The sequence below is a fragment of the Mesorhizobium sp. M1143 genome (assembly GCF_040318435.1).
Taxonomy (GTDB): domain Bacteria; phylum Pseudomonadota; class Alphaproteobacteria; order Rhizobiales; family Rhizobiaceae; genus Mesorhizobium.
In genome coordinates this window covers 54,364-75,726 of sequence record NZ_JAMYMJ010000005.1, presented here as the reverse complement: position 1 = coordinate 75,726, position 21,363 = coordinate 54,364, and the positions used below count along the sequence as shown (strand labels likewise).

Here is a 21,363-nt window from a genome sequence, read left to right as displayed (position 1 = left end):
GCCGGCTCAGCCAGCGGGCGCGGCTTTGAGTTGCGCCCGCGAATCCTTGATCGAGGCGGCAAAGGTCACCAGCGGCCGCTTGACGCCGTGGTTGATCAGCATGCGCCGTGTCTGCGGCGAGGCACCGGCGATGATGAAACGCACCCCTGCGCGCTTCGCCTTGTGCGCCGCGCCCTCGATGACATTGGCCGCGGTGGAATCGAAGAACGGCACCGCCGAGCAATCGAGGATGAAGTTCTTGCGCTGGTCGGCGATGCGGTCGAGCACCGTGCCGACAGTCGAGGCGGCGCCGAAGAAGAAGGCGCCGGAGATGCGATAGACGACGGTGTCGGCGTCGCTTGCCTCGCTTGCATCGTAGGCGCGGCCGCTGCTGTCGGCGACATCGTCCTGCACCAGCGGCAAATCCGCCTCCACGGCGATCGACTTGGCCATGCGGTCGATGAACAGGATCGAGCCTAGCGCGAAGCCGACGACGATGCCTTCGGTGAGATCGCGGAAGACGACGATCAGGAAGGTTGCCATCAGCACCAGGGCGTCGCCGCGCGAAGCGCGCAGCAACGTGGCGAAGGCCTGCTTCTCGAACATGTTCCAGCAGACAACCGCCAGCACCCCGGCAAGGGCGGCAAGCGGGATGTAGCTCGCCATTGGTGCGGCCACCAGCATGAAGACCAGCAGAAAAAGCGAATGCAGCATGCCGGAAACCGGCCCATGCGCGCCGGCCCGCACATTGGTGGCGGTGCGGGCGATGGTGCCGGTGGTGCAGATGCCACCGAACAGGGCAGACGCGATGTTGGCAAAGCCTTGCGCGACAAGCTCGCAATTGGAACGGTGCCGCCGCCCGGTCATGCCGTCGGCGACCACGGCCGACAGCAGCGATTCGATGGCGCCGAGCAGCGCAAAGGCCACCGCATCCGGCAGCACCGCAAGCGCCTTGTCGAGGCTGAGCGCCGGCAGCGCCGGAAATTGCAGGCTGCGCGGAATGCCGCCATAGCGGGTGCCGATCGTTTCCGCCGGCAGCGAAAGCAGCGCCACGACAAGGGAGGCCAGTCCGACGGCGATCAGCATGCCCGGCCAGCCGGGCCGCCAGCGCTTCACCCCGACGATGGTGGCGATGGTCAGCGCCGCCACCAGCGTTGCCGAGATATTGAGCGTGCCGGCCGCGTGGCCGATCGCCATTAGTTTCGGCAGCAGCGGCCCGGGCTCCGGCCCGGCAAGCCTCAGCCCGAACAGTTCGACGATCTGGCCGGAGAAGATGATGATCGAGATGCCGGCGGTGAAGCCGACTGTCACCGGGTAAGGGATGAATTTGATATAGGTTCCGAGCCGGAGATAGCCGATGGCGAGCAGGAAGATGCCGGCCATCATCGTCGCCAGCAGCAGCCCATCGACGCCTTCGCGCTGCACCGTCGCCGCCACCAGCACGATGAAGGCGCCGGCCGGGCCGCCGATCTGGAAGCGGCTGCCGCCGAGCGCCGAGACGATGAAGCCGCCGACAATAGCCGTGAACAGGCCGCGCTCCGGCGTCACGCCCGAAGCAATCGCAATCGCCATCGACAGCGGCAACGCGACAATAGCGACGGTCAGCCCGGCCATGAAGTCGGCCTTGAACTGCGGCAGGCGGTAACCTTCGCGCCAGACCGTCACCAGCTTGGGCGTGAACAGCTCTGAAAATGTCGGCTTTGCCGACTTCTGGGCCGGTTGATGCACTGCCCGCCGGATCTGATCCATGGAATGCCTTCCGCTTGCGTGAAGGCGGCGGGATCGTCGGCAGGACTGTCGGCGGTCGCCGTCGCGACTATATGCCGGCTCAGCCTTGCGGGTCCGGCGGCGCGACCGGCTTGAGGCGCACGCCCCGGCCGCCGCGCTCGCTGGTCTGGTTCTCGCCGATGAGCTCCACCCCGGCCTCGTCGAGAGCCTGGATAACCTTCATCAGCGTATCGACCACACCCCTGACCACGCCGTCACTCGCTTCCATGCGCTGGATTGTCGGAAGCGAAACGCCGGCACGCTCGGCGAGCGTCTTCTGATCGATGCCGGCCAGCGCCCTCGCGGCGCGCATCTGGGCGGCAGTGATCATCGGTCGGAACCCCCGTCTGAGTCTGCGGAGACGACGTGTAATACAATCATAGTGATGTTTCAACCATCATAAAGCATACATGAAACATGATCTCTCCACAAAGCCGGATGGCGGGATACGGGATGAGCATGCTACGTTAACCGCCTTGGCTCTTATTGGCGGGGAAATATCAGTTGAAGATTTTCAGGACCTTGACGACGTCGGCAGCCTTGCTGTCGGCGGTTTTTCTGCTGGCAGGCTGCGGACACGGGCTGATCAACCGGCTGATTTGAATGTCGCTCCGGATCGTCAGTCTTCGGGCTCGTTGCCATCGGCCACCGCCTTGTTCCGCTGCAGCATTCGCGCCGCCAGCCAGCACAGCGTCGCCCAGGTGAAGCCGGCGCACCATCCGGCCAGCACGTCGGAAGGCCAGTGGACGCCGAGATAGACGCGGCTGACGCCGACCAGCAGCGTTACCAGCACCGCCAGGCTGAGGACATAGATTTTCGTCGTTCGTCCCGGCAGGAAGCGCGCTGCCAGCGAGCCCAGCGTGAGATAGGTCACCGCCGACAGCATGGCGTGGCCGCTGGGAAACGACAGCGACGTCTCGTTGGCCAGGTGCGAGACAAGATCGGGGCGCGGCCGGTCGATGCCGGCCTTGAGCAAGGTCGACAGCAGCTGCCCGCCAGCCATCGCGACAAAGATCAGCAGCGCCGTCCTCGGCCTACGGATCAGCAGGAGGTAGACGATCACCGCCGTTACGATCAGCACCAGCACGCTGGAGCTGCCGAGGCTGGTGATGTCGCGCATCGCGCCTTCCAGCCATGCCGGGCCGACGGGAACATCCGGCTGACCCACTTTTCGGAAAGCGAGCAGGATCTCAGTATCGAAAGCGTGCGGCGTGGTGGCCCGCGCCACCTCCATCAGTTCCTCGAAGCCCCACAGCCCGGCGGCTATCACCAGCCCGGCCAGCAGCACCGGAAATTCAAGCCAGTTGGTGAACGCACGCGGGGTCTTCATCGGATTACAGTCGCCCCTGCAGGTAAGGCCCGAGCGAGATCAGCACCACCGCCGCGATGGCCAGCACGATGCCGGTCGCCTGCAAGGCATTGACGCGTTCGCCGAAGAACACCAGCGCCACCACATTGACCGCCACCAGCTGGATCACCGCCGACAGGCTGAACGACACCGACATGCCGAACTCACGAACCAGCCGCAGCATCATCAGATTGCCCGCCGTATAGAGCGCCAGTGTCAGCACGATCTTGCCAAGGCTTGGCGCCAGCCCCCATTGCTTGGCCGCGATGGCCGCCAGCAGGAAGATCACCGTCGAAATGACGAGCTGCGCCAGTCCCCAGAAACTCACTTTTGTGCCTCGCTGTCCTTTGTGGCAGCTCTTGTTTCGCAAGCGTGGCGGCACGTCAAGCAGACTGCGGCGGAACAGGCCACGGCCGAGGTGCTGAATGAATGGCAGCGCGATCGCGGTCTGACTGCCACGCTCGGTCGGATTCGTGCAAACCCAGGCAGCTGCGCTCAAGCATTAGAAAAGAATGGACTTTTAAACATGGCGTCCTACGTCTTCTGGAGGAGACTGCGATGCCAAAGTCCGTCTATGACCGTGGCCTGCTGAAACCCGACGACATCGCCAGGCTGCAACGCGTGTTCGACGAAGCCTGCCGCAGGCGCGACGTGCATCCCGATTCCGCGGATGCGCGGGAGATCGCGCTGAACCTGCTTGCGCTGCACAATGCCGGCATGGTCGAGGAAGATATGCTTATGGAAACCGTGGGTTTCCGCCGGTTGGAGCCGAAATCAGCCTGAGGCCTGCAAGGCGGCCTGGAGCAATTCCAGAAAAGTGTGAAGCGGTTTCCGTCCGGAATTGGGTAAAAAACAAAGGCCTCTAGCTGGCGCGCTGCACGACGGCCACATTCATCTCTGCCCTCAGCCTGAAGCCGATGGACTCGTACAACCGGACCGCGCCGGCATTGCTGGCATAGGCATGCAGGTAGGGAATTTCGCCGCGCGCAAAAATTCGGTTGGCCACGAACACCGACAGCAGCCGGCCGAGGCCGCTGCCGCGAAATTCGGGATGCGAGCAGACGCCGCTGAGTTCGCTGTAGCCGGGCTGCTTCATGCGCTCGCCGGCCATCGCCGCCAGCCGGCCGCCGATCTTCACGCCCCAGAACTCGCCGAGGCTCAGCGCCTTGAGCGTGAACGGGCCGGGCTTGGTCAGTGACGCCAAAGCAAGCATCTCGGCCGCGTCGTCCTGCGTCAGCTGCTGCACACGCTCGTCCGACACGGAAGGCAATGGCGCCTCGGCAACCATCTGAACGCCGAAGGCGGTCACGGTCGCGGTCAGTTCCGGCGGCAAGGCAATGGGGTCCGCCTGGAGCATGAACACGCTCTCACCTGCAGGAATGAGGCTTGCGAGCGCCTGCAGGCTCTCAGCGCCGTCTGCCCCGGAAGCCGCGAAGGGGACGATCGAGGAGGGATAGCGCCTGGCGAGCCTGTCGCCATACGCAAAGATCCGATGCCGCGTGTCGAGCGCGCTCCAGACCGGACGATCGAGGACATGGCTCATGGCGCAGCATCCTGCTTCACACGACGATCGAGCGGGGCCGCCGCCAGGCCGTCCTCCATTGCCGAGAGTTGTTCGAGAAGCGGCCCTGCAAGGCCTTTGCACAAGTCGGCAACGGCGTTCTCGATGCGCGGCCAAACGTTCCGCTTCGCCTTGTCGACCAGGCGCTGGCCGTTCGCGGTCAGCGAGATCATCCTGCGGCGCTGGTCGTCGTCCGATGGCGCGGCCTCGACCAGCCCCAACTCGGCCAGCAGCGCCACGCTGCGCGTCACCCCCGGCTGGGTGATCCCCAGTGACTGCGCCAGTTCGCCGACAGGCAGCGGCCCAAGCCGGTCGAGCGCGGCCAGCAGAGGATACTGGCTGGACTGCACCGGCACCTCCAGCCCATCGAGCATGCGCTGCGTATCGGCCTGCAACTGCTCGCCGATGCGCTTCAGCCTGCTGCCGAGGGTGAGATAGCCAAGGGATCGAATGATGTCTTCCATGGGTGGTCCGTCTCCTGGATAAGTATAACATGTTATATAATAATGCAATGAACGAGTTCAAGCGCCTGCTTTGGAAGTTGGCCGCAAGCATCTCAACTTCGTCGTCCTTGGGCGAAGCAGGAGCGAAGCTCCGTCGCGGAGACCCAGGGATCATGCCTTGGCCGTGGAAGCAGCGGAGCAGAACCTGCAACGCAGCGTAGCTCAGAAGTCACGGCATGGATCCTCGGGCCTGCGCCGCGTCGCTACGCTCCTTGCTTCGCCCGTGGATGACGACGGGATGGCGTTTCGCCCAATCGCCAGGATATTCGATCCCGTCTTGCAGATGCGTTGAACCACCAGTCCGCGCCACAGCAGCAGCCCGAAGTGCGGTGGTTCTCCGTCCAGAAGCGCTCGTCTACAACCCCTTGGCGATCTGACGGGCAATCGCTTCGGCTTGCAGGCCGGCGCTGTGAAAATAGCTGGTCAGGCTTGGCCGCATGCCAATGAACCGCAGGCCGGGCTGGCCGCTCGGGGTGCCGCCATTGGCCTTCGGCACGCCCTTGGCGTCGAGCACGCCGAGATCGCCCAGCATGGCCTCCAGGCCGGTGCGATAGCCGGTTGCCGCAATCACCACATCCGGCTCGAGCACCGTGCCGTCGTTCAGCCGCACGCCAGCGCCTTCGAAAGCCGCCACCGGCGCCACCACCGAAATCCGTCCGGCCTTCAGCGCGGCGACGGCGCCGTCATCAACGGCAATCGCGATCTGCTCGACACCGAGCCGGCTGGCGCCGCCCTTCGGCGCGGGCGGCAGGCCGAAGCGGGTGAGGTCGCCGAACACCAGCCGCTGCGTCGCGGCAATCGCGGCATCGGCAATCCAAGTCGGCAGCATCGCCATGAAACCGCCGAAGCGCGCCACCGCGACCTTGCCGATCCGCTTCGGCATCAGTGACGGACCCTGCCTGGCTGACAACCAGATGGCCTTGGTGTCGGCACGGGCGAGGTGGTTGAGCACGTCGAAGCCGGAATTTCCGGCCCCGACCACCAGCACGCTTTTGCCCACATAGTCCTGCGCTGTGCCGAAATCGGCGGCGTGGACAAGTTTGCCAGTGAAAGTCGCCTTGCCTTGCCAGTCCGGCGTCCATGGCAAGCGGTCGCGGCCGGTGGCGACGATGACATTGCGGGCGCTCAGCGTTTCCTGGCCCGTATGGACGAGCCAGCCATTGCCTCTGCGTTCGATCCGCTCGACGGCGGTGCCGAATTCGACCCTTATGCCGCGGGTGCGGGCAAAGTCCTGGAGATAGCCGACGATGGCATCCTTGTTCGGAAAGGCGGCGGTGCGTGGCGGATAGGCAAGGCCGGGCAGGGCCGATAGCGCGCGATGCGTGTTGAGGGTCAGCTTCTCGTGCCGCCGTCGCCACGGTTCGGCGATCCGCGGCTCCTTTTCAAGCACGACGACCCACACGCCGCGCCGGCCAAGCGCGTCGGCGGCCGCCAGCCCCGCCGATCCGGCGCCGATGACGATAACCGTATAGTCGGGTCCTTTCGGCCCCAGGACGATAGGCATCGTTTCGCTTGTCGTAGCCGCCATTCGGTCGAGATTTCCTTTTAGGTGCGCCATGGGGACCCGTCCTATATGGCACGTCCCATATGGCACAGGGGCGATATGATCGATAATGAGGTCGCGTCAATGCGACTGATTCGAGGCCTTGGGGGCAAGCCTCTGTTTATCATCGGCACGCGGAAGCTCGACCATGCCCTCCTTGCGTATCTTTCTCGACAGACTGCTTGAGGGCGCCGCAGCCAAGGTGCCGCGCCAGGATTTTTCGCATGTCGAGCGGCTGGCGCTTGTCCGCCAGCACGGCGACTTCTCGCTGGCCTATTCGACCGCCGTGCAGCAAAAGCTGTCCTATTTCGGCGACGCCGACGGCTACATCGCCTTCGGCACCAAGATGAAGCACCATTTCGCGCTCGGTGACCCGGTGGCCCATCCGGCCGATCGGCCCGACTATATCAGGCGCTTTGTCGAAGCCGCCGACAGCCCGTGGTTCGTGCAGATCGGCGAACCGACGGCGCGCGTTCTGGCCGGGCTCGGCTACCAGGTCAACCGCCTCGGTGTCGACACGCGGCTGGAGCTGCCGGCTCACGATTTTTCCGGCAAGCGCAACGAAACCGTGCGCTATTCCGAACGCTGGCTCTTGAAGAAGGGGTTTTCCTTTGGCGAAGGAGCGGTCTATCTCGACGAGGTCCAGCGCCTGTCGCAGAACTGGCGGGCCGACCGCATCGTCAAGCGCTGGGAGATGGCGTTCCTCAACCGGCCCTTTGCCGATCATCTCGGCATCGATATGCGCCGTTTCGTGCTCTACAGCCCGGAAGGCGAGCTCGTCGCCCTGCTCGATTTCGATCCGATGTTCAGTGGCGGCAAGGTGATCGGCTACACCACCTCGTTCAAGCGCAAGCACATCGATGCCTCGCCGCATGCCGAGATCGGGCTGACCAAATTCGCCGTCGACCGGTTTCGCAATGAGGGCATTTCGGTCGTCACGCTCGGCCTGTCGCCGATGCTCGATGTCGGAGCCAACGGCTTTGCCGAATCAAGCTTCTGGCGCAACGCCTTCGAGCGGGCCTATGAGTCGCCCTGGGTCAACCGCAGCAAGTTCAACCTCAAGGGCCAGGCGGCGTTCAAGCGCCGCTTCCACGGCGTCGAGGAACCGACCTACATCGCCTTCCGCCAAGGCAGGCTGATCGAGATGCTGGGGTTGCTGCGCCTCATCAAGGCGATCTAGCGATATCCGTGGCGGCCAACGTGGCCAAATTGCCCCCAGCAAAACTGTTGATTTGACCGGCGCACGGGCGATCGCCTATTTGCATGTCGCTCAAAAGTGGTCCCGATTTGAGCAAACGACATGCATAAAAACAAAGACCTAATGCGCGTCGCCTGAATCCGTTCAAACGCGACGCGCTTTAGAGCGGCAGGGTCAGTTGCGCAGCCGGTAGCCGGTGCGGAAGATCCAGGCGACGATGGCGATGCAGATGGCGAGGAACACCATCGTCATGCCCAGGCTGACGGCGACCGAGACATCGGACGTGCCGTAAAAGCTCCAGCGGAAACCGCTGATCAGGTAGACGACCGGGTTGAACAGCGTCACCGTGCGCCAGGTCTCGGGCAGCATGTTGATCGAATAGAAGCTGCCGCCGAGGAAGGTCAGCGGCGTGATGATCAACAGCGGCACCAGCTGCAATTGCTCGAAGCTTTTCGCCCAGATGCCGATGATGAAGCCGAACAGGCTGAAGGTCACCGCCGTCAAGACAAGGAAGGCCAGCATCCAGAACGGATGCTGGATGGTGAGCGGCACGAACAGCGAGGCCGTCGCCAGGATGATCAAGCCGAGGATGATCGACTTGGTCGCGGCGCCGCCGACATAGGCGATGACGATCTCCAGATACGACACCGGCGCCGACAAGAGCTCGTAGATGGAGCCGACGAATTTCGGGAAATAGATGGCAAAGGAGGCGTTGGAGATCGACTGCGTCAACAGCGACAGCATGATCAGGCCGGGCACGATGAAGGCGCCGTAGCTGATGCCGTCAATCTCGGTGATGCGCGAGCCGATGGCCGAGCCGAAGACGACGAAATAAAGCGATGTCGAGATCACCGGCGAGACGATGCTCTGCAGCACGGTGCGGAACGCACGCGCCATCTCGACCCGGTAGATCGCCCATACTGCTCGCCAATTCATGGCTCTTGCCTCAACAGATTGACGAAGATCTCCTCGAGCGAGCTGTTTTGCGTGTCCATGTCGCGAAACTGGATGCCGGCCGTCTCGAGTTCGCGCAGCAGCGATGCGACGCCGGGGCGTTCGCTCTGGTTGTCATAGGTGTAGGTCAGCTGTGTGCCATCGCCCGACAGCTCCAAGGCGTAGTGCGAGAATGCATCGGGAATGGCGGTGAGCGGGTTGCGCAATTCCACGATCAGGCGCTTGCGGCCGAGCTTGCGCATCAGTTCGGCCTTGCCCTCGACCAGGATGATCTCGCCGCGGTTGATGACACCGACACGGTCGGCCATCGCCTCGGCCTCTTCGATATAGTGCGTTGTGAGGATGATGGTGACGCCATCGTCGCGCAGCCGCCGCACCATCGCCCACATGTCCTGGCGCAGTTCGACGTCGACGCCGGCCGTGGGTTCGTCGAGGAACAGGATGCGCGGCTCATGTGACAGCGCCTTTGCAATCATCAGCCGCCGCTTCATGCCGCCCGACAGCGTGATCGCCTTGGCGTCCTTCTTGTCCCACAACGACAGGTCGCGCAGCACCTTTTCGACGAAGCCCGGATTGGGCGCCTTGCCAAACAGGCCGCGGCTGTAGGTGACGGTTGCCCAGACGCTCTCGAACGCATCGATGGTCAACTCCTGCGGCACCAGCCCGATCAGGCTGCGCGCGGCGCGGTAGTCTCGGTTGATGTCGTGGCCGTCGACGGTCACCGTTCCCGACGAACGGTTGACGATGCCGCAGACGATCGAGATCAGCGTCGTCTTGCCGGCGCCGTTCGGCCCCAGCAGCGCGAAAATCTCGCCGCGTTCGATGTCGAGGTTGATTTCCTTCAGCGCCTTGAAGCCGGTGGCGTAGGTCTTGGTGACCCCGGCAATCGAAATGATGGAAGGCAAATTCGTGGAAGACATGAGGCCGAAAACGACTGTTTGAAAGAGGCGGGGATTATTATTGCGCTGAATGTCGGTGTGCAGGCTCGGAAGTCAATGCCGCTGCTGACAATTGTGGACAAACGTTCCCCTTTTGCCGTTTCGTCATGGGGTGTCGGGGCGCTGACGGTTTGATACGATCTGCTGCGACAACGCGCCCCGCGTGACGCCAAGCCGCTTTGACCGGACCGCATCCGCCGCCTATTCTGCGCCAACAAACAGCAGCCGGAGCCCGCATGGACCCGCTCATCCTGTCGCGAATGCAGTTCGGGGCGAATATCTCGTTCCACATCCTGTTTCCGACCATCACGATTGCGCTTGGCTGGGTGCTGCTGTTCTTCAAGCTCCGCTACAACGCCACCAATGATTCCGCCTGGATGCGCGCCTATTTCACCTGGGTAAAGGTGTTCGCGCTGTCCTTCGCCATGGGCGTGGTCTCGGGCGTCACCATGAGCTTCCAGTTCGGCACCAACTGGCCGGGCTATATGGAGCATGTAGGCAACATCGCCGGGCCGCTGCTTGCCTACGAGATCCTCACCGCCTTCTTCCTCGAAGCGGCCTTCCTCGGCATCATGCTGTTCGGCTTCCGCCGCGTCTCCAACCGCGTCCACACGCTGGCGACGGTATTGGTCGCCGGCGGCACCACGCTGTCGGCCTTCTGGATCATTGCGCTCAATTCCTGGATGCAGACGCCGGCCGGCTTCGAGATGATCGACGGCAAGGCGCATCCCGTCGACTGGTGGGCGATCGTCTTCAACCCGTCCATGCCCTACCGTCTGACGCATATGCTGCTTGCCTCCGGCCTGACGGTGTCGTTCCTGATCGCCGGCCTGTCGGCGCTGCGCTACCTCACCGGCGACCGGTCGGAATCGATGTGGAAGGCGCTGCGCACCGGCGTCTTCACCGCCGCCATCCTGATCCCGATCCAGATCTTCGCCGGCGACCAGCACGGGCTGAATACGCTGGAGCACCAGCCGCAGAAGATCGCCGCCATGGAGGCGAACTGGAACACCGGCCCCAACGTGCCGCTGGTGCTGTTTGCGCTGCCCGACGAGGCGGCGAAGGAAAACAAATTCGAGATCGCCATTCCCGACGGCGCCAGCCTGGTGCTGCGCCATTCCACCAGCGGTATCGTGCCGGGGCTCAACGACTATCCCGGCCTGCATCCGCCGGTCTTCCCGGTGTTCTGGGGCTTCCGCATCATGGTCGGCACCGGCATTTTGATGCTCATCGTCTCGTGGTCGGCGACCTTCTTCCTCAAGCGCCGCCACAGCCTGCCGAGGCCGCTGGCCATGCTGATGGTGCCGATGGCGCTCTCCGGCTGGCTGGCGACGCTGGCCGGCTGGTACACCACCGAAATCGGCCGCCAGCCCTGGCTGGTCACCGGCGTGCTGAAAACCGCCGACGCTATCGGCCCGGTCGCCGGCAGCCATGTCGCGCTGACGCTCTCCATCTATCTTATCCTCTATGTGCTTTTGCTGATCGCCTATCTCGGCGTGCTGGTGCACCTGGCGCTGAAGGCCGCCAAGGACGGCGATACCTCGCCGCTGCCGGGCGTGATGAAGACGGCGATGTCGCAACCGGCCGCAGCGGAGTGAGAATGGTCCGCGTGGCGGACGAAAAGCCAACGATTTGGCTTTTCGAATGACGAACGCCCGGAGCCATAGCGAAGGGCAGAACCGTTGATGAGAGGGATGACAGACCGATGAGCTTCGACTGGCCAACCGCGCTGCCCCTGATCTTCGCCGGCCTGATGGGCCTCGCCATCCTGATCTACGTCATTCTCGACGGTTTCGATCTCGGCATCGGCATCCTGTTCTCGGTCGCCGAAGATGCCGAGCAGGACACCATGATCGCGGCAATAGGCCCGTTCTGGGATGCCAACGAGACCTGGCTGGTGCTGGCCGTCGGCCTGCTCCTGGTCGCCTTCCCGCTGGCGCATGGCGTCATCCTCACCGCGCTCTACATTCCGGTCTTCGTGCTTTTGGTCGGCCTCATCCTGCGCGGCGTCGCCTTCGATTTCCGCGCCAAGGTGCCGGCCGGCAAGAAGCATCGCTGGAACCGCATTTTCTTCCTCGGTTCCGTCATCGCCTCGGTGGCGCAAGGCTATATGCTCGGCGTCTATGTGCTTGGCCTCGATGTCGGTTTTGGTGGCATCGCTTTCGGCGCGCTGGTGGCGCTCTGCCTGTCGGCGGCCTATGCAGCGATGGGCGCGGCCTGGGTCATCTACAAGACCGAGGGCGAATTGCAGAGGAAGGCGGTGGCCTGGCTGCGGACAGCCCTGGTGCTGACCGCGCTCGGCATGGCGGCGGTGTCGCTGGCGACCCCATTCGCCAGCCCGCGTATCTTCGCCAAATGGTTCGTCTGGCCCGAAATGCTCTATCTGTCGCCGCTGCCGATCCTGTCGGCGCTGCTGTTCATGTGGCTGTGGCGGCAGACCTTCCACCTGCCCAAGCCCGACGACCGCCATGCGCTGCGGCCGTTCCTGACGCTCGCCACCATCTTCGCGCTCGGCTTTGCCGGGCTTGCCTGGTCGTTCTATCCTTTCGTGGTGCCCGACAGGCTGACCATCTGGCAGGCGGCGTCGGCGACGGAAAGCCTGGCCATCATCCTCGCCGGCACGGTGGTCGTGCTGCCGGTGATCATCTTCTATTCGTTCTATGCGTATCGGGTGTTCGGGGGCAAGGCGACGGATCTGACGTATGATTGAGGGGAGCTGATCTCCCCCCTTGAGGGGGAGATGGCCGGCAGGCCAGAGGGGGTCGCCGCGCGTGGAGCGCTAACCTTCTTCTGCCGCAGGAGGTCGCGTCCGGTCGGACCGACCCCCTCTGTCGCCTCCGGCGACATCCCCCCTCGAGGGGGGAGATTAGGTGCTCAGCTCTTCCCCGCCAGCACGAGCACCGGCTTCTCGCTATACAACCCCGGGAACAGCGCCTTCAAATTCGCCACCTTGGGCAGGTCGTTGTAGACGATGTAGGGGTAGGTCGGGTTCAGCGTCAGAAAGTCCTGGTGATATTCCTCGGCCGGATAGAAGGTTTTGCCCGTCTCCAGCGTGGTGACGATCGGCTTGGCAAACACCTTGGCCTGGTCGAGCTGGGCGATGTAGCTCTGGGCGATCTTCTGCTGCTCGCCATTCTCGGCAAAGATGGTCGAGCGGTACTGGGTGCCCGAGTCCGGGCCCTGGAAGTTCAACTGCGTCGGGTTGTGGGCGACCGAGAAATAGACCTGCAGCAGCTGGCCATAGGTCACCTTGGACGGATCGTAGGTGATCTCGACCGATTCGGCGTGGCCGGTGCGGCCGCTGCCCACCGTTTCGTAGACGGCGTCATCCTTGGCGCCGCCGGTGTAGCCGGAGACGGCCTTGGTCACGCCCTTGACGTGCTGGAACACGCCCTGCACGCCCCAGAAGCAGCCGCCGGCGAAGATAGCCTTCTCGCTGCCGCTGGCGGCCTTCTCGTCCACTGCCGGCGGCGGGATCACCACCGCGTCCTCGGCCGAGCGCGCCGGGCTCTGCCAGAAGGCGGCCGCGGCGGCGGCGACGATGAGCGCGGCAAGCGCGCTCTTGAAGATCGGCGTTCTCGTCCTTGCAATGCCGGTCATGTCTGATCTCCTTGATGGTGGCGAAGACTATACGACAGAACGTCCCGCCTGGTTTCTCAAATTGCCGTGCGCCGGCCCGGCCACTGTGCGGCCGGGCCATGGGATCAAGTCTTATTGCGCGGGCGCCATGGCGTCCGCCGGCTTCATCGCATCCGTTGCGGGTTTCATGGCATCGGCCGGCTTCATGGCGTCGGTGGCGGGTTTCATCGCATTCGTCGCCATTGGGTCGGCTGGCTTCATGGCATCGGTCGCCGGCGCCATGGCATCGGTAGCGGGCTTCATCGCCTCGGTTGCCATCGCCGGCTTCATGGCGCTGGTCGCGTCTTCGGCGCGGGCGCCGGCGGCGAAGGCGGTCATCGAAAGCGCAAAGGCGAGTGCGGTCAGGATCTTGGTCATGATGGTATTTCCTCCTTGAAGAGGGCGCGCGGATGCGGGCCCGGTTATGCCGCGCTAGCGGCGTTGCGTAGAAAAAGAATCAGTCGGCGGCTGCAGCCAGGATCGGCCCACCACCCGGCGACTGCACCAGCACCGCGGTGCTCAGCCCGCCGCTTGCCGCCGGCAGCGGCAGTGTGGTGGCGTCGCCGCTCCAGCTGCCGAGTTTCTCCAGCGAGTGCACGACATTGGCATGCGGCAGCGTGCGCCCGGTATTCTCGCCGCGCGCCACCGGCACTTCGATGACGCCCTTGTTGTAGCGGACCAGCCAGACATCGGCGCGGCCGGCCGGCGCGGAACCGGCGCCGATGCTGATCTTGCCGCCGTCGAGCGACAGCGTCGGCCCGTTCGTGTGACCGCTCGCGGAAATCAGCTGCTCGATCTCGCCGGGCGCTGCACCCACCGCATCGGCACCGCCATTGACCACGACCTGCGGCGTGAACGGGCCGGAGCGGCCGAGCGACGGCTCATAGCGCACCTGGCGCTGGGTAAATTCCTCGCGGCCGAAAATGTCCTTCCAGCCGAGATAGTCCCAGTAGGTGACGTTGAACGACAGCGCCAGAACGCCCGGCTCGTCCTTGACCTTGATCAGATTGGCATTGGCCGGCGGGCAAGACGAACAGCCCTGGCTGGTGAACAATTCGACCACGGTGAGCGGCTGGGCGAAGGCGGTGCCGCCAAGCATCATCAGCGCGGCGCCTACGGCAGCCAGCATGCCGGCGCGTTTTGGGTTAAGTCCAGTCATCGGGGGTCTCCGTTGCGGCGGGTTCATCCCACACTTCGCCGCTGCCCGAGGCTTCGTTACATGGTTCACCGCTTCGTGATTGGGGGCGGACGCGTCGTTGCCTTCTCCCCTTGTGGGAGAAGGTGGATCGGCGCGAAGCGCCGAGACGGATGAGGGGTGTTCCAGCGGAGTGAGACGTTGGTTAATCTAACGTCATGCCACATCAGCCCGTTCGCTCCTGCCAAACGAAACTTTGCCCATTCGCTCCGACGTGAAATGACGGAGGCGGAAGACAAACTGTGGCACGAACTACGTGACCGCAGGCTCGATCGGATCAAATTTCGGCGCCAAGTTCCTGTTGGAAAATACGTCGCCGATTTCGCTTGTCTTGAATCACTCCTCATCATCGAGATCGATGGGAGTCAGCATGCGGACTCAGAGTCAGACCAGGCCCGTAGAACGGAACAGGAGGCGAGAGGCTTTCGTGTGTTGCGCTTTTGGAACGACGATGTCCTGAAAGACATGGACAGCGTCTGCACCACGAAAATCGCTTATGTAAGGGATGTCAGTTTGCAGCCATGGCGGTGAAAGAACGCCGGCGTCAAGCTGGAACACCCCTCATCCGTCTCGGCGCTGCGCGCCGATCCACCTTCTCCCACAAGGGGAGAAGGCAAGGGCACCGCCACCCCGCTTGCCCCTGCAACCCGCCCCTGCTAAAGCCGCCCCATCATGAGCACGCCTCTCGACCACATCCGCAATTTCTCCATCGTCGCCCATATCGACCATGGCAAATCCACGCTTGCCGACCGGCTGATCCAGTCGACCGGTGGGCTGGAGCTGCGCGACATGAAGGAGCAGGTGCTGGACTCGATGGACATCGAGCGCGAGCGCGGCATCACCATCAAGGCGCAGACCGTGCGGCTGAAATACCGCGCCAACAATGGCGAGGACTATATCCTCAACCTCATCGACACGCCCGGCCATGTCGACTTCGCCTATGAAGTGTCGCGGTCGCTCGCCGCCTGCGAAGGTTCGCTGCTGGTCGTCGACGCCTCGCAAGGCGTCGAGGCGCAGACGCTGGCCAATGTCTACCAGGCCATCGACAACAACCACGAGATCGTCGTGGTGCTGAACAAGGTCGACCTGCCGGCCGCCGAGCCCGAGCGCATCCGCGAGCAGGTCGAGGAGGTCATCGGCATCGACGCCTCCAACGCCGTGCTGATCTCGGCCAAGACCGGCCTTGGCATTCCCGATGTGCTGGAAGCCATCGTCCACCAATTGCCGCCGCCGCGCGAGGGCGATGCCTCAGCACCGCTCAAAGCCATGCTGGTCGACAGCTGGTACGACGCCTATCTCGGCGTCATCGTGCTGGTGCGCATCATCGATGGGGTGCTGAAAAAGGGCGCGACCATCCGCATGATGGGCACTGGCGCCAAGCATCTGGTCGAGCGCACCGGCGTGTTCACGCCGGCCCGCATCAATGTCGACGAGCTTGGCCCCGGCGAGTTCGGCTTCTTCACCGGCTCGATCAAGGAAGTGGCCGACACCCGCGTCGGCGACACCATCACCGAGGACAAGCGCCAGACGGCGCATGCGCTGCCCGGCTTCAAGCCGGCGCAGCCGGTGGTGTTCTGCGGCCTGTTCCCGGTCGACGCCGCCGATTTCGAGGATCTGCGCGCCGCCGTCGGCAAATTGCGCCTCAACGACGCCAGCTTCTCCTATGAAATGGAAACCAGTGCCGCGCTCGGTTTCGGCTACCGCTGCGGCTTCCTTGGCCTGCTGCATCTCGAAATCATCCAGGAGCGGCTGGAGCGCGAGTTCAACCTCGACCTGATTGCCACCGCGCCGAGCGTCGTCTACCGGCTGCTGCTCAATGACGGCTCGGTTAAGGAATTGCACAACCCCGCCGATATGCCCGACGTCGTGAAGATTTCGGCCATCGAGGAGCCGTGGATCCGCGCCACTATCCTGACCCCCGACGACTATCTCGGCGGCATTCTAAAACTCTGCCAGGACCGGCGCGGCATCCAGGCCGACCTGTCCTATGTCGGCAAGCGCGCCATGCTGATCTACGACCTGCCGCTCAACGAGGTCGTCTTCGACTTCTATGACCGGCTGAAGTCGATCTCCAAGGGCTACGCCTCCTTCGACTATCACCTGACCGACTACAAGGAAGGCGACCTGGTGAAAATGTCGATCCTGGTCAATGAGGAGCCGGTCGACGCGCTGTCCATGCTGGTCCACCGCACCGCGGCGGAAAAGCGCGGCCGGCAGATGTGCGAGAAGCTGAAAGAGCTGATCCCGAACCATCTGTTCAAGATCCCTATCCAGGCCGCGATCGGCGGCAAGGTCATTGCGCGGGAAACCATCTCGGCGCTGCGCAAGGACGTCACCGCGAAGTGCTACGGCGGCGACGTGTCCCGCAAGCGCAAGCTGCTGGACAAGCAGAAAGAGGGCAAGAAGCGGATGCGGCAGTTCGGCAAGGTGGATATTCCGCAGGAGGCGTTTATCCAGGCCTTGAAGATGGGGGATTGAGAAGCCGGTTGGCGCGCAAAGCCCGCCAAGTCATCGATCCAGTGAATCGATGACAGGCTTCGAAAGCGGGGGAGCTGCCGGAGGCAGCGGGCCCCCCGCCAGCGCGACACTGAAGCTGCGCGGTGAGATACTTTCCGGGCAGCGGCGCGGTATGGCTTCCGGCGCTGCGACGATTCTTCTTTCGAAATTGCAGTAATTTTCTCGATCCCATCGAAACGTGCGAATATCAGCCGATGGGACGAACAGAGCGCGCTGCGCAAGCAATTTGGGTTGCGCTCTAGTTAGAGCATGCAGCAAACGGCCACCAACTCTCTTCCCATTCGCTGTAAATACTGTAATAAGCGAGTCAAGCACGTGTCGTGCTAGTTGAGCCGCGAAGCTTCACCATGCAGTTGATGTCGCAAGCATCGTCGCCCCTCGCAAACGCCGTCTCCCTAGGGAGACCCTGACTTAGCGCGGCCCAACCCCGCAAGGGTTTAAAAGATGGAAGATGCAATAAGACGTGCAATCGAATTTCAATCCAAGAAATTGCTAAAGAAAGAAGAGCGAAGCCGCTTTGCGGATAGGAAGTATCAGCGAAAACATAAGCTAAGAACTGGCACTCCTGGACAAACAGGGGTATACCGCGAGCCGCGAATCTGGGGCGTGGCTCCGCATTTCAATCCTAAATATTGCTTAGCTCATTCAAAATTTCTGGCTCGTGTTATCTGGCTGAAGATTCGAGAGCGGACATATCAGCCGCAACCAGCCGTCAGATACAAGATCGCTAAGGATTCTGGTGGCTTCCGCGAGATAATGGTTTTCGCCATCCCAGACGCAGCCATCGCGAACCTCTTCTACAGGAAACTTCGGGATAAAAACAGAAATCTATTTCCCCGTTTAGCTATGCGTATATGAAAGACCGAGGTCTTTTCGATGCCGTTATTCAGCTGAACTCATATTTGACCGGGTCAACCAAATACATTATTCAATTCGACTTTGCAAAATATTTCGATAGTATAGATCATAAATATATTGAACACCTGTTCAGCGTTTTGAATTTTAACATTTCAGACACCGAAAAATACGTACTTAGAGCATTTTTGCAACATCCTATCCATGATGCGAAACACTACGCGGCTGGTCCGCCGGAGATTCGGCAGATAGGTGTCCCCCAAGGCTCCTCACTGTCTCTTTTTCTCGCGAATCTAGCAGGCCACGAGTTGGATCGGCGCCTTGAGGCGACCAACGGCCAATTTGTGAGATTTGCTGACGACATCGTTGCGGTTACTAACAACCACGATGACGCACTCAAAATTTTAAAGGCCTTTGAGGAACACTGTAGATATTCCGGCATCACAATTAATCACCAAAAGTCTCCAGGGATCTCGCTGATGTCGTCAGATATACGTTCGGAGCGCAGATCGTTTTTTGTGAACGACGGTGATGGCGATGACATTATGATCCTCAGCGATTTCGATTACATCGGGCACAAGTTTTCAAACAATAAGGTGGAAATCTCCACGAGAGGATTTAAAAGAACGAAAAGGCGGATAAGCAAGATTTTGTATATACATCTGTTGTACAGTTTGAAATCTCTCGGGACGATGGATGTATCGCGCGTCATAGGGAAACATTTCGACTGGGATTTGGTGACGTGTGTCAATGAAATACGCAAATTCATTTATGGGGGGATTACCCAAAGTGAGCTTGCCGGATTCCTTAGTGGCAATAGCAAATTGGGAAAGATGCGGGGGTTCATTGGCTTTTGTCCGCTTATGGATTCAATCGAGCGGTTCCAAGAACTTGATGGTTGGCTTGTTAATGTTATGAGAAGGGCTCTCGCTGAGAGATATCGGTTGGTTGACGCCTTACTGAAGAAGTCCGGTAAAAGTCCGCTTTCGAAGAAAGTCCCGAGTCAAGGGGCGTTGATCTCGGGCGATTGGTACGATGGCCCATCGAAGTTGGAGTTGGAACTCGGACTGCCTAGCTTTGTGATGGCTTGGAGGGCCGCGAGAAAGAAGTACAAGCAATATGGCTTGGATGATTTTGAAAGCCCGAGATACTACTCTCATGCATCGGACTTTCCTGCTGTCCTAGATCACTACGACGCCTGACGACAAAGGTCGTCGGCTGAGAGCGCGGTAGCCAACTGCACGCTCCGACACCACCCTCCGTTTGGGCTCACTTCGCCCTACGTCCGCATCAAGCATGACCTTCCAGATCGCCCGCGCTTTCGGCGACGCATTCGGCGTGTCGGCGATCTGACGCTTCTTGAGACAGGGCTTGGTAGTTCTACAGGCCCGATGATTGTCCGACGCTCTCCGCTTTGACGCTATCCTGCGCTCCTCGTTGGAGAAGCCACATTTTAAAACACCCCATCCCAGAGTATCTTTCTCGCCAGCTCGGGGGAAACATCACATGCGCACCACTCTCGACACCGTCGCCGCAATCGGTCTCGCCATCGGTGGCGCCTTCGGCCTCGCCGGCACCTTCGTCGCCAGCGCCCCACTGCGTGAAACACTATGGAGATCGACGGCGTGGCCGCTCGTAGTGGTGGCCGCGCTGCTGACCATGAATACCAAGGGCTGGGCAATGACTGCGTCGCGGCCGGATTCCTCCCCTTTCTTGCCGGCGAGAGCTTGCTCATGGCCGGCAATGCGGCGGGGCTGGAGGCCAGCGTGCCTTGCTATGTCGGCGGCATCTCGCTGTGAGCAGCGACGCTCGTCTTGATAGGCGCGTCGAACAACCTTTGCGCTGTGGATGCGGCTCACCGGCGCGCCATCCTGTTTGTCGTGACCGTGCCATGGTGCTGTGGGGCGCCGTTGCTGCCCACCTCGGCGCCGCTGCCCCGCCGCCGGCTATCCGTTCCTGGTTCTGACTTTTGCCGGCTGGATTTGGACGTTGCTGAAGACGCCGAGGTGATTGACGCGATCTGGCGGCTGGCGCCGCATGTGAAGTGGGGCAGTAGGGGGCGTAGGGTATCACGAGGCCGCCCCCTCATCCGGCCGCTTCGCGGCCACCTTCTCCCGGCTGGGGAGAAGAGGCGAGCACCAGCGCCGAGCGAGCTCCTCTCCCCTCGGGGAGAGGTCGGATTGCCCCGAATTGCCTTTCGCAATTCGGCTGGCAATCCGGGTGAGGGGGACTTGCCTAGCCGTGGCTCTAGGCCCGGCCCTCGCGGCGTGCGACCCTCGCATCTCCGATTCGGGACCGCCCATCATGCTCCGCCTCACCCTTGCCGCTCTCCTCCTCGCCACCCCGGCGCATGCCGCCGATATGGCGTTCTTCGTCAAGAACCTGCGCAGCCAGGCGGTGGCGGTGGAACTGTTCAGCCATGACCGCAAGATGTCGTGGCCGGGCGGCGACCAGGTGTTTCTGATCGAGCCGAGCTCGCAGAAATCGGTGCCGATCTCGTGCAACTCGGGCGAGAATATCTGCTATGGCGCCTGGGTGAACGGCAATGATGCGGTCTCCGCCGGGGTCGGGCCGGATAATGACCAGCCGTGCGATACATGCTGCTTCATCTGCGTGGAGAAGACGACCGAGACGATCGATCTGGTGGAGTGAGGGGCGGGGCGCCGAAGCTGCTGATCTCCCCCCTCGTGGGGGAGATGTCCGGCAGGACAGAGGGGGGCGCGAAGGATCGCCAGCGTATGGATCAGCAAGCCTAAAATTGAATGACGTGGCTGCAGGAATGAGAGGTCGGCGGGACAGCGCCCCCCTCTGCCTTGCCAGGCATCTCCCCCACGAGGGGGGAGATCAGCCGTTCCGCCCTCCACCAATCACCCCAAAATCAGTCAGCCGCTCCCCTTCAATGTCAGCCGCCATCATGCGATGCTGGCCCCCTCGGCCGGGGGGCCGATTTGCCTCGGGGGAACACCATGTCTTTCACTTGTCTGCGCCGCGTCGTCGTCGCACTGTCGCTTGCCGCGCTGTTTGCGCCGGCCGCTCATGCCGCCGACATCACCTTCGCCGTCAAGAACAGCCATCCCAACGCCATGCGCCTCGAGCTCTACAGCCAGGACCGCGACTATGTCTGGCCGGGCAACGACAAGGATTTTTATCTCGACGATGGCGAGACCAAACAGATCCCGGTCTCGTGCGACGAAGGCGAGTCCATCTGCTACGGCGCCTGGGTCGACGGCGACGAAGGGACCTACTGGGGCGTCGGCCCCAACAACAAGGAAAGATGCGAGGATTGCTGCTACACCTGCAATGGCGGCGAGACGGAGGAAATTGAACTGACGCCGTAGGAAGTACAGCCAATCTCCCCCCAAGTGGGGGAGATGTCCGGCAGGACAG

Annotated in this window: 23 protein-coding genes; 11 read left to right on the top strand and 12 right to left on the bottom strand. The window is 62.3% G+C overall.

Annotated elements, in window-relative coordinates:
• Positions 1-6: 6 nt before the first annotated feature.
• The 4 genes from NKH35_RS06190 to NKH35_RS06175 form a co-directional block, all read right to left on the bottom strand.
• Positions 7-1,728 (bottom strand): SulP family inorganic anion transporter, encoded by a 1,722-nt coding sequence (locus NKH35_RS06190; RefSeq protein ID WP_352462822.1) that lies wholly within the window; start codon positions 1,726-1,728, stop codon positions 7-9.
• A 79-nt stretch (positions 1,729-1,807) separates the two neighbouring features.
• Positions 1,808-2,077 carry a helix-turn-helix domain-containing protein gene (locus tag NKH35_RS06185; RefSeq protein WP_352560013.1) on the bottom strand — a complete coding sequence of 90 codons (270 nt, stop codon included), beginning with the start codon at positions 2,075-2,077 and terminating at the stop codon, positions 1,808-1,810.
• 288 nt (positions 2,078-2,365) lie between these two features.
• Positions 2,366-3,076: a phosphatase PAP2 family protein gene (locus NKH35_RS06180; protein WP_352560011.1), complete on the bottom strand. Its 711-nt coding sequence runs from the start codon at positions 3,074-3,076 to the stop codon at positions 2,366-2,368.
• 4 nt (positions 3,077-3,080) lie between these two features.
• Positions 3,081-3,422 carry a hypothetical protein gene (locus NKH35_RS06175; protein WP_023681268.1) on the bottom strand — a complete coding sequence of 114 codons (342 nt, stop codon included), beginning with the start codon at positions 3,420-3,422 and terminating at the stop codon, positions 3,081-3,083.
• A 230-nt stretch (positions 3,423-3,652) separates the two neighbouring features.
• On the opposite strand from NKH35_RS06175, the gene NKH35_RS06170 reads away from it, so the two are divergent.
• A complete protein-coding gene (locus NKH35_RS06170; RefSeq protein WP_023687518.1) occupies positions 3,653-3,877 on the top strand; it encodes a hypothetical protein in 225 nt (74 codons plus the stop codon).
• A gap of 79 nt (positions 3,878-3,956) precedes the next feature.
• On the opposite strand, the gene NKH35_RS06165 is transcribed toward NKH35_RS06170, so the two are convergent.
• The 3 genes from NKH35_RS06165 to NKH35_RS06155 form a co-directional block, all read right to left on the bottom strand.
• The gene (locus NKH35_RS06165) at positions 3,957-4,637 is read right to left on the bottom strand and encodes a GNAT family N-acetyltransferase (protein WP_352519089.1); all 681 of its coding nucleotides are present in this window, start codon (positions 4,635-4,637) and stop codon (positions 3,957-3,959) included.
• Complete coding sequence (locus NKH35_RS06160) at positions 4,634-5,119, bottom strand: MarR family winged helix-turn-helix transcriptional regulator (protein ID WP_023714444.1); 486 nt, start codon at positions 5,117-5,119, stop codon at positions 4,634-4,636. The genes NKH35_RS06165 and NKH35_RS06160 overlap by 4 nt, the downstream gene beginning before the upstream one ends.
• Before the next feature lie 394 nt (positions 5,120-5,513).
• Complete coding sequence (locus NKH35_RS06155; RefSeq protein WP_352913796.1) at positions 5,514-6,686, bottom strand: flavin-containing monooxygenase; 1,173 nt, start codon at positions 6,684-6,686, stop codon at positions 5,514-5,516.
• 163 nt (positions 6,687-6,849) lie between these two features.
• Between NKH35_RS06155 and NKH35_RS06150 the strand changes: the two genes are divergently transcribed.
• Positions 6,850-7,881, top strand: a complete 1,032-nt coding sequence (locus NKH35_RS06150) for a phosphatidylglycerol lysyltransferase domain-containing protein (protein ID WP_352913793.1) — start codon at positions 6,850-6,852, stop codon at positions 7,879-7,881.
• A 192-nt stretch (positions 7,882-8,073) separates the two neighbouring features.
• On the opposite strand, the gene NKH35_RS06145 is transcribed toward NKH35_RS06150, so the two are convergent.
• Positions 8,074-8,835: an ABC transporter permease gene (locus NKH35_RS06145; protein ID WP_352913791.1), complete on the bottom strand. Its 762-nt coding sequence runs from the start codon at positions 8,833-8,835 to the stop codon at positions 8,074-8,076.
• Positions 8,832-9,758: an ABC transporter ATP-binding protein gene (locus NKH35_RS06140; protein ID WP_023696074.1), complete on the bottom strand. Its 927-nt coding sequence runs from the start codon at positions 9,756-9,758 to the stop codon at positions 8,832-8,834. Before NKH35_RS06140 ends, NKH35_RS06145 begins: the two co-directional genes overlap by 4 nt.
• 269 nt (positions 9,759-10,027) lie before the next feature.
• On the opposite strand from NKH35_RS06140, the gene NKH35_RS06135 reads away from it, so the two are divergent.
• Positions 10,028-11,389, top strand: coding sequence for a cytochrome ubiquinol oxidase subunit I (locus NKH35_RS06135; protein ID WP_352913789.1), 1,362 nt, complete (start codon positions 10,028-10,030; stop codon positions 11,387-11,389).
• A gap of 107 nt (positions 11,390-11,496) precedes the next feature.
• On the top strand, positions 11,497-12,501 hold the full coding sequence (locus NKH35_RS06130; protein WP_023732791.1) for a cytochrome d ubiquinol oxidase subunit II: 1,005 nt from the start codon (positions 11,497-11,499) through the stop codon (positions 12,499-12,501).
• Between the two features lie 164 nt (positions 12,502-12,665).
• On the opposite strand, the gene msrA is transcribed toward NKH35_RS06130, so the two are convergent.
• The 3 genes from msrA to NKH35_RS06115 all read right to left on the bottom strand — a co-directional run bounded on the left by msrA (position 12,666) and on the right by NKH35_RS06115 (position 14,568).
• Entirely contained in the window at positions 12,666-13,391 is a 726-nt protein-coding gene (gene msrA, locus NKH35_RS06125; RefSeq protein ID WP_352500157.1) for a peptide-methionine (S)-S-oxide reductase MsrA, read from the bottom strand.
• 111 nt (positions 13,392-13,502) lie between these two features.
• On the bottom strand, positions 13,503-13,787 hold the full coding sequence (locus tag NKH35_RS06120; protein WP_023824047.1) for a hypothetical protein: 285 nt from the start codon (positions 13,785-13,787) through the stop codon (positions 13,503-13,505).
• 79 nt (positions 13,788-13,866) lie between these two features.
• Entirely contained in the window at positions 13,867-14,568 is a 702-nt protein-coding gene (locus tag NKH35_RS06115) for a DUF1223 domain-containing protein (RefSeq protein ID WP_023824048.1), read from the bottom strand.
• A gap of 255 nt (positions 14,569-14,823) precedes the next feature.
• Here NKH35_RS06115 and NKH35_RS06110 point away from each other — a divergent pair, with 255 nt between their 5' ends.
• The 7 genes from NKH35_RS06110 (at position 14,824) to NKH35_RS06080 (ending at position 21,314) form a co-directional block, all read left to right on the top strand.
• A complete protein-coding gene (locus NKH35_RS06110; protein ID WP_352913911.1) occupies positions 14,824-15,135 on the top strand; it encodes an endonuclease domain-containing protein in 312 nt (103 codons plus the stop codon).
• A gap of 141 nt (positions 15,136-15,276) precedes the next feature.
• Complete coding sequence (gene lepA, locus NKH35_RS06105; RefSeq protein WP_023673259.1) at positions 15,277-17,082, top strand: translation elongation factor 4; 1,806 nt, start codon at positions 15,277-15,279, stop codon at positions 17,080-17,082.
• Positions 17,083-17,565: 483 nt separating this feature from the next.
• Positions 17,566-17,979, top strand: coding sequence for a hypothetical protein (locus tag NKH35_RS06100; protein ID WP_352913783.1), 414 nt, complete (start codon positions 17,566-17,568; stop codon positions 17,977-17,979).
• Positions 17,976-19,178 (top strand): reverse transcriptase domain-containing protein, encoded by a 1,203-nt coding sequence (locus NKH35_RS06095; protein WP_352913780.1) that lies wholly within the window; start codon positions 17,976-17,978, stop codon positions 19,176-19,178. Before NKH35_RS06100 ends, NKH35_RS06095 begins: the two co-directional genes overlap by 4 nt.
• A gap of 408 nt (positions 19,179-19,586) precedes the next feature.
• Positions 19,587-19,775 (top strand): hypothetical protein, encoded by a 189-nt coding sequence (locus NKH35_RS06090; protein WP_023732796.1) that lies wholly within the window; start codon positions 19,587-19,589, stop codon positions 19,773-19,775.
• A gap of 505 nt (positions 19,776-20,280) precedes the next feature.
• A complete protein-coding gene (locus NKH35_RS06085; RefSeq protein WP_023732797.1) occupies positions 20,281-20,628 on the top strand; it encodes a hypothetical protein in 348 nt (115 codons plus the stop codon).
• Between the two features lie 314 nt (positions 20,629-20,942).
• Positions 20,943-21,314, top strand: a complete 372-nt coding sequence (locus NKH35_RS06080) for a hypothetical protein (protein ID WP_023681251.1) — start codon at positions 20,943-20,945, stop codon at positions 21,312-21,314.
• The last annotated feature ends 49 nt before the right edge of the window (positions 21,315-21,363 follow it).

Excerpts from the sequence above, each read along its gene's own strand:
- NKH35_RS06190 (WP_352462822.1), bottom strand. The coding sequence starts at position 1,728 with ATGGATCAGATCCGGCGGGCAGTGCATCAACCGGCCCAGAAGTCGGCA.
- NKH35_RS06185 (WP_352560013.1), bottom strand. The coding sequence starts at position 2,077 with ATGATCACTGCCGCCCAGATGCGCGCCGCGAGGGCGCTGGCCGGCATC.
- NKH35_RS06180 (WP_352560011.1), bottom strand. The coding sequence starts at position 3,076 with ATGAAGACCCCGCGTGCGTTCACCAACTGGCTTGAATTTCCGGTGCTG.
- NKH35_RS06170 (WP_023687518.1), top strand. The coding sequence starts at position 3,653 with ATGCCAAAGTCCGTCTATGACCGTGGCCTGCTGAAACCCGACGACATC.
- NKH35_RS06165 (WP_352519089.1), bottom strand. The coding sequence starts at position 4,637 with ATGAGCCATGTCCTCGATCGTCCGGTCTGGAGCGCGCTCGACACGCGG.
- NKH35_RS06160 (WP_023714444.1), bottom strand. The coding sequence starts at position 5,119 with ATGGAAGACATCATTCGATCCCTTGGCTATCTCACCCTCGGCAGCAGG.
- NKH35_RS06155 (WP_352913796.1), bottom strand. The coding sequence starts at position 6,686 with ATGGCGGCTACGACAAGCGAAACGATGCCTATCGTCCTGGGGCCGAAA.
- NKH35_RS06150 (WP_352913793.1), top strand. The coding sequence starts at position 6,850 with ATGCCCTCCTTGCGTATCTTTCTCGACAGACTGCTTGAGGGCGCCGCA.
- NKH35_RS06145 (WP_352913791.1), bottom strand. The coding sequence starts at position 8,835 with ATGAATTGGCGAGCAGTATGGGCGATCTACCGGGTCGAGATGGCGCGT.
- NKH35_RS06135 (WP_352913789.1), top strand. The coding sequence starts at position 10,028 with ATGGACCCGCTCATCCTGTCGCGAATGCAGTTCGGGGCGAATATCTCG.
- NKH35_RS06130 (WP_023732791.1), top strand. The coding sequence starts at position 11,497 with ATGAGCTTCGACTGGCCAACCGCGCTGCCCCTGATCTTCGCCGGCCTG.
- msrA (WP_352500157.1), bottom strand. The coding sequence starts at position 13,391 with ATGACCGGCATTGCAAGGACGAGAACGCCGATCTTCAAGAGCGCGCTT.
- NKH35_RS06120 (WP_023824047.1), bottom strand. The coding sequence starts at position 13,787 with ATGACCAAGATCCTGACCGCACTCGCCTTTGCGCTTTCGATGACCGCC.
- NKH35_RS06115 (WP_023824048.1), bottom strand. The coding sequence starts at position 14,568 with ATGACTGGACTTAACCCAAAACGCGCCGGCATGCTGGCTGCCGTAGGC.
- NKH35_RS06110 (WP_352913911.1), top strand. The coding sequence starts at position 14,824 with ATGACGGAGGCGGAAGACAAACTGTGGCACGAACTACGTGACCGCAGG.
- lepA (WP_023673259.1), top strand. The coding sequence starts at position 15,277 with ATGAGCACGCCTCTCGACCACATCCGCAATTTCTCCATCGTCGCCCAT.
- NKH35_RS06100 (WP_352913783.1), top strand. The coding sequence starts at position 17,566 with ATGGAAGATGCAATAAGACGTGCAATCGAATTTCAATCCAAGAAATTG.
- NKH35_RS06095 (WP_352913780.1), top strand. The coding sequence starts at position 17,976 with ATGAAAGACCGAGGTCTTTTCGATGCCGTTATTCAGCTGAACTCATAT.
- NKH35_RS06090 (WP_023732796.1), top strand. The coding sequence starts at position 19,587 with ATGGAGATCGACGGCGTGGCCGCTCGTAGTGGTGGCCGCGCTGCTGAC.
- NKH35_RS06085 (WP_023732797.1), top strand. The coding sequence starts at position 20,281 with ATGCTCCGCCTCACCCTTGCCGCTCTCCTCCTCGCCACCCCGGCGCAT.
- NKH35_RS06080 (WP_023681251.1), top strand. The coding sequence starts at position 20,943 with ATGTCTTTCACTTGTCTGCGCCGCGTCGTCGTCGCACTGTCGCTTGCC.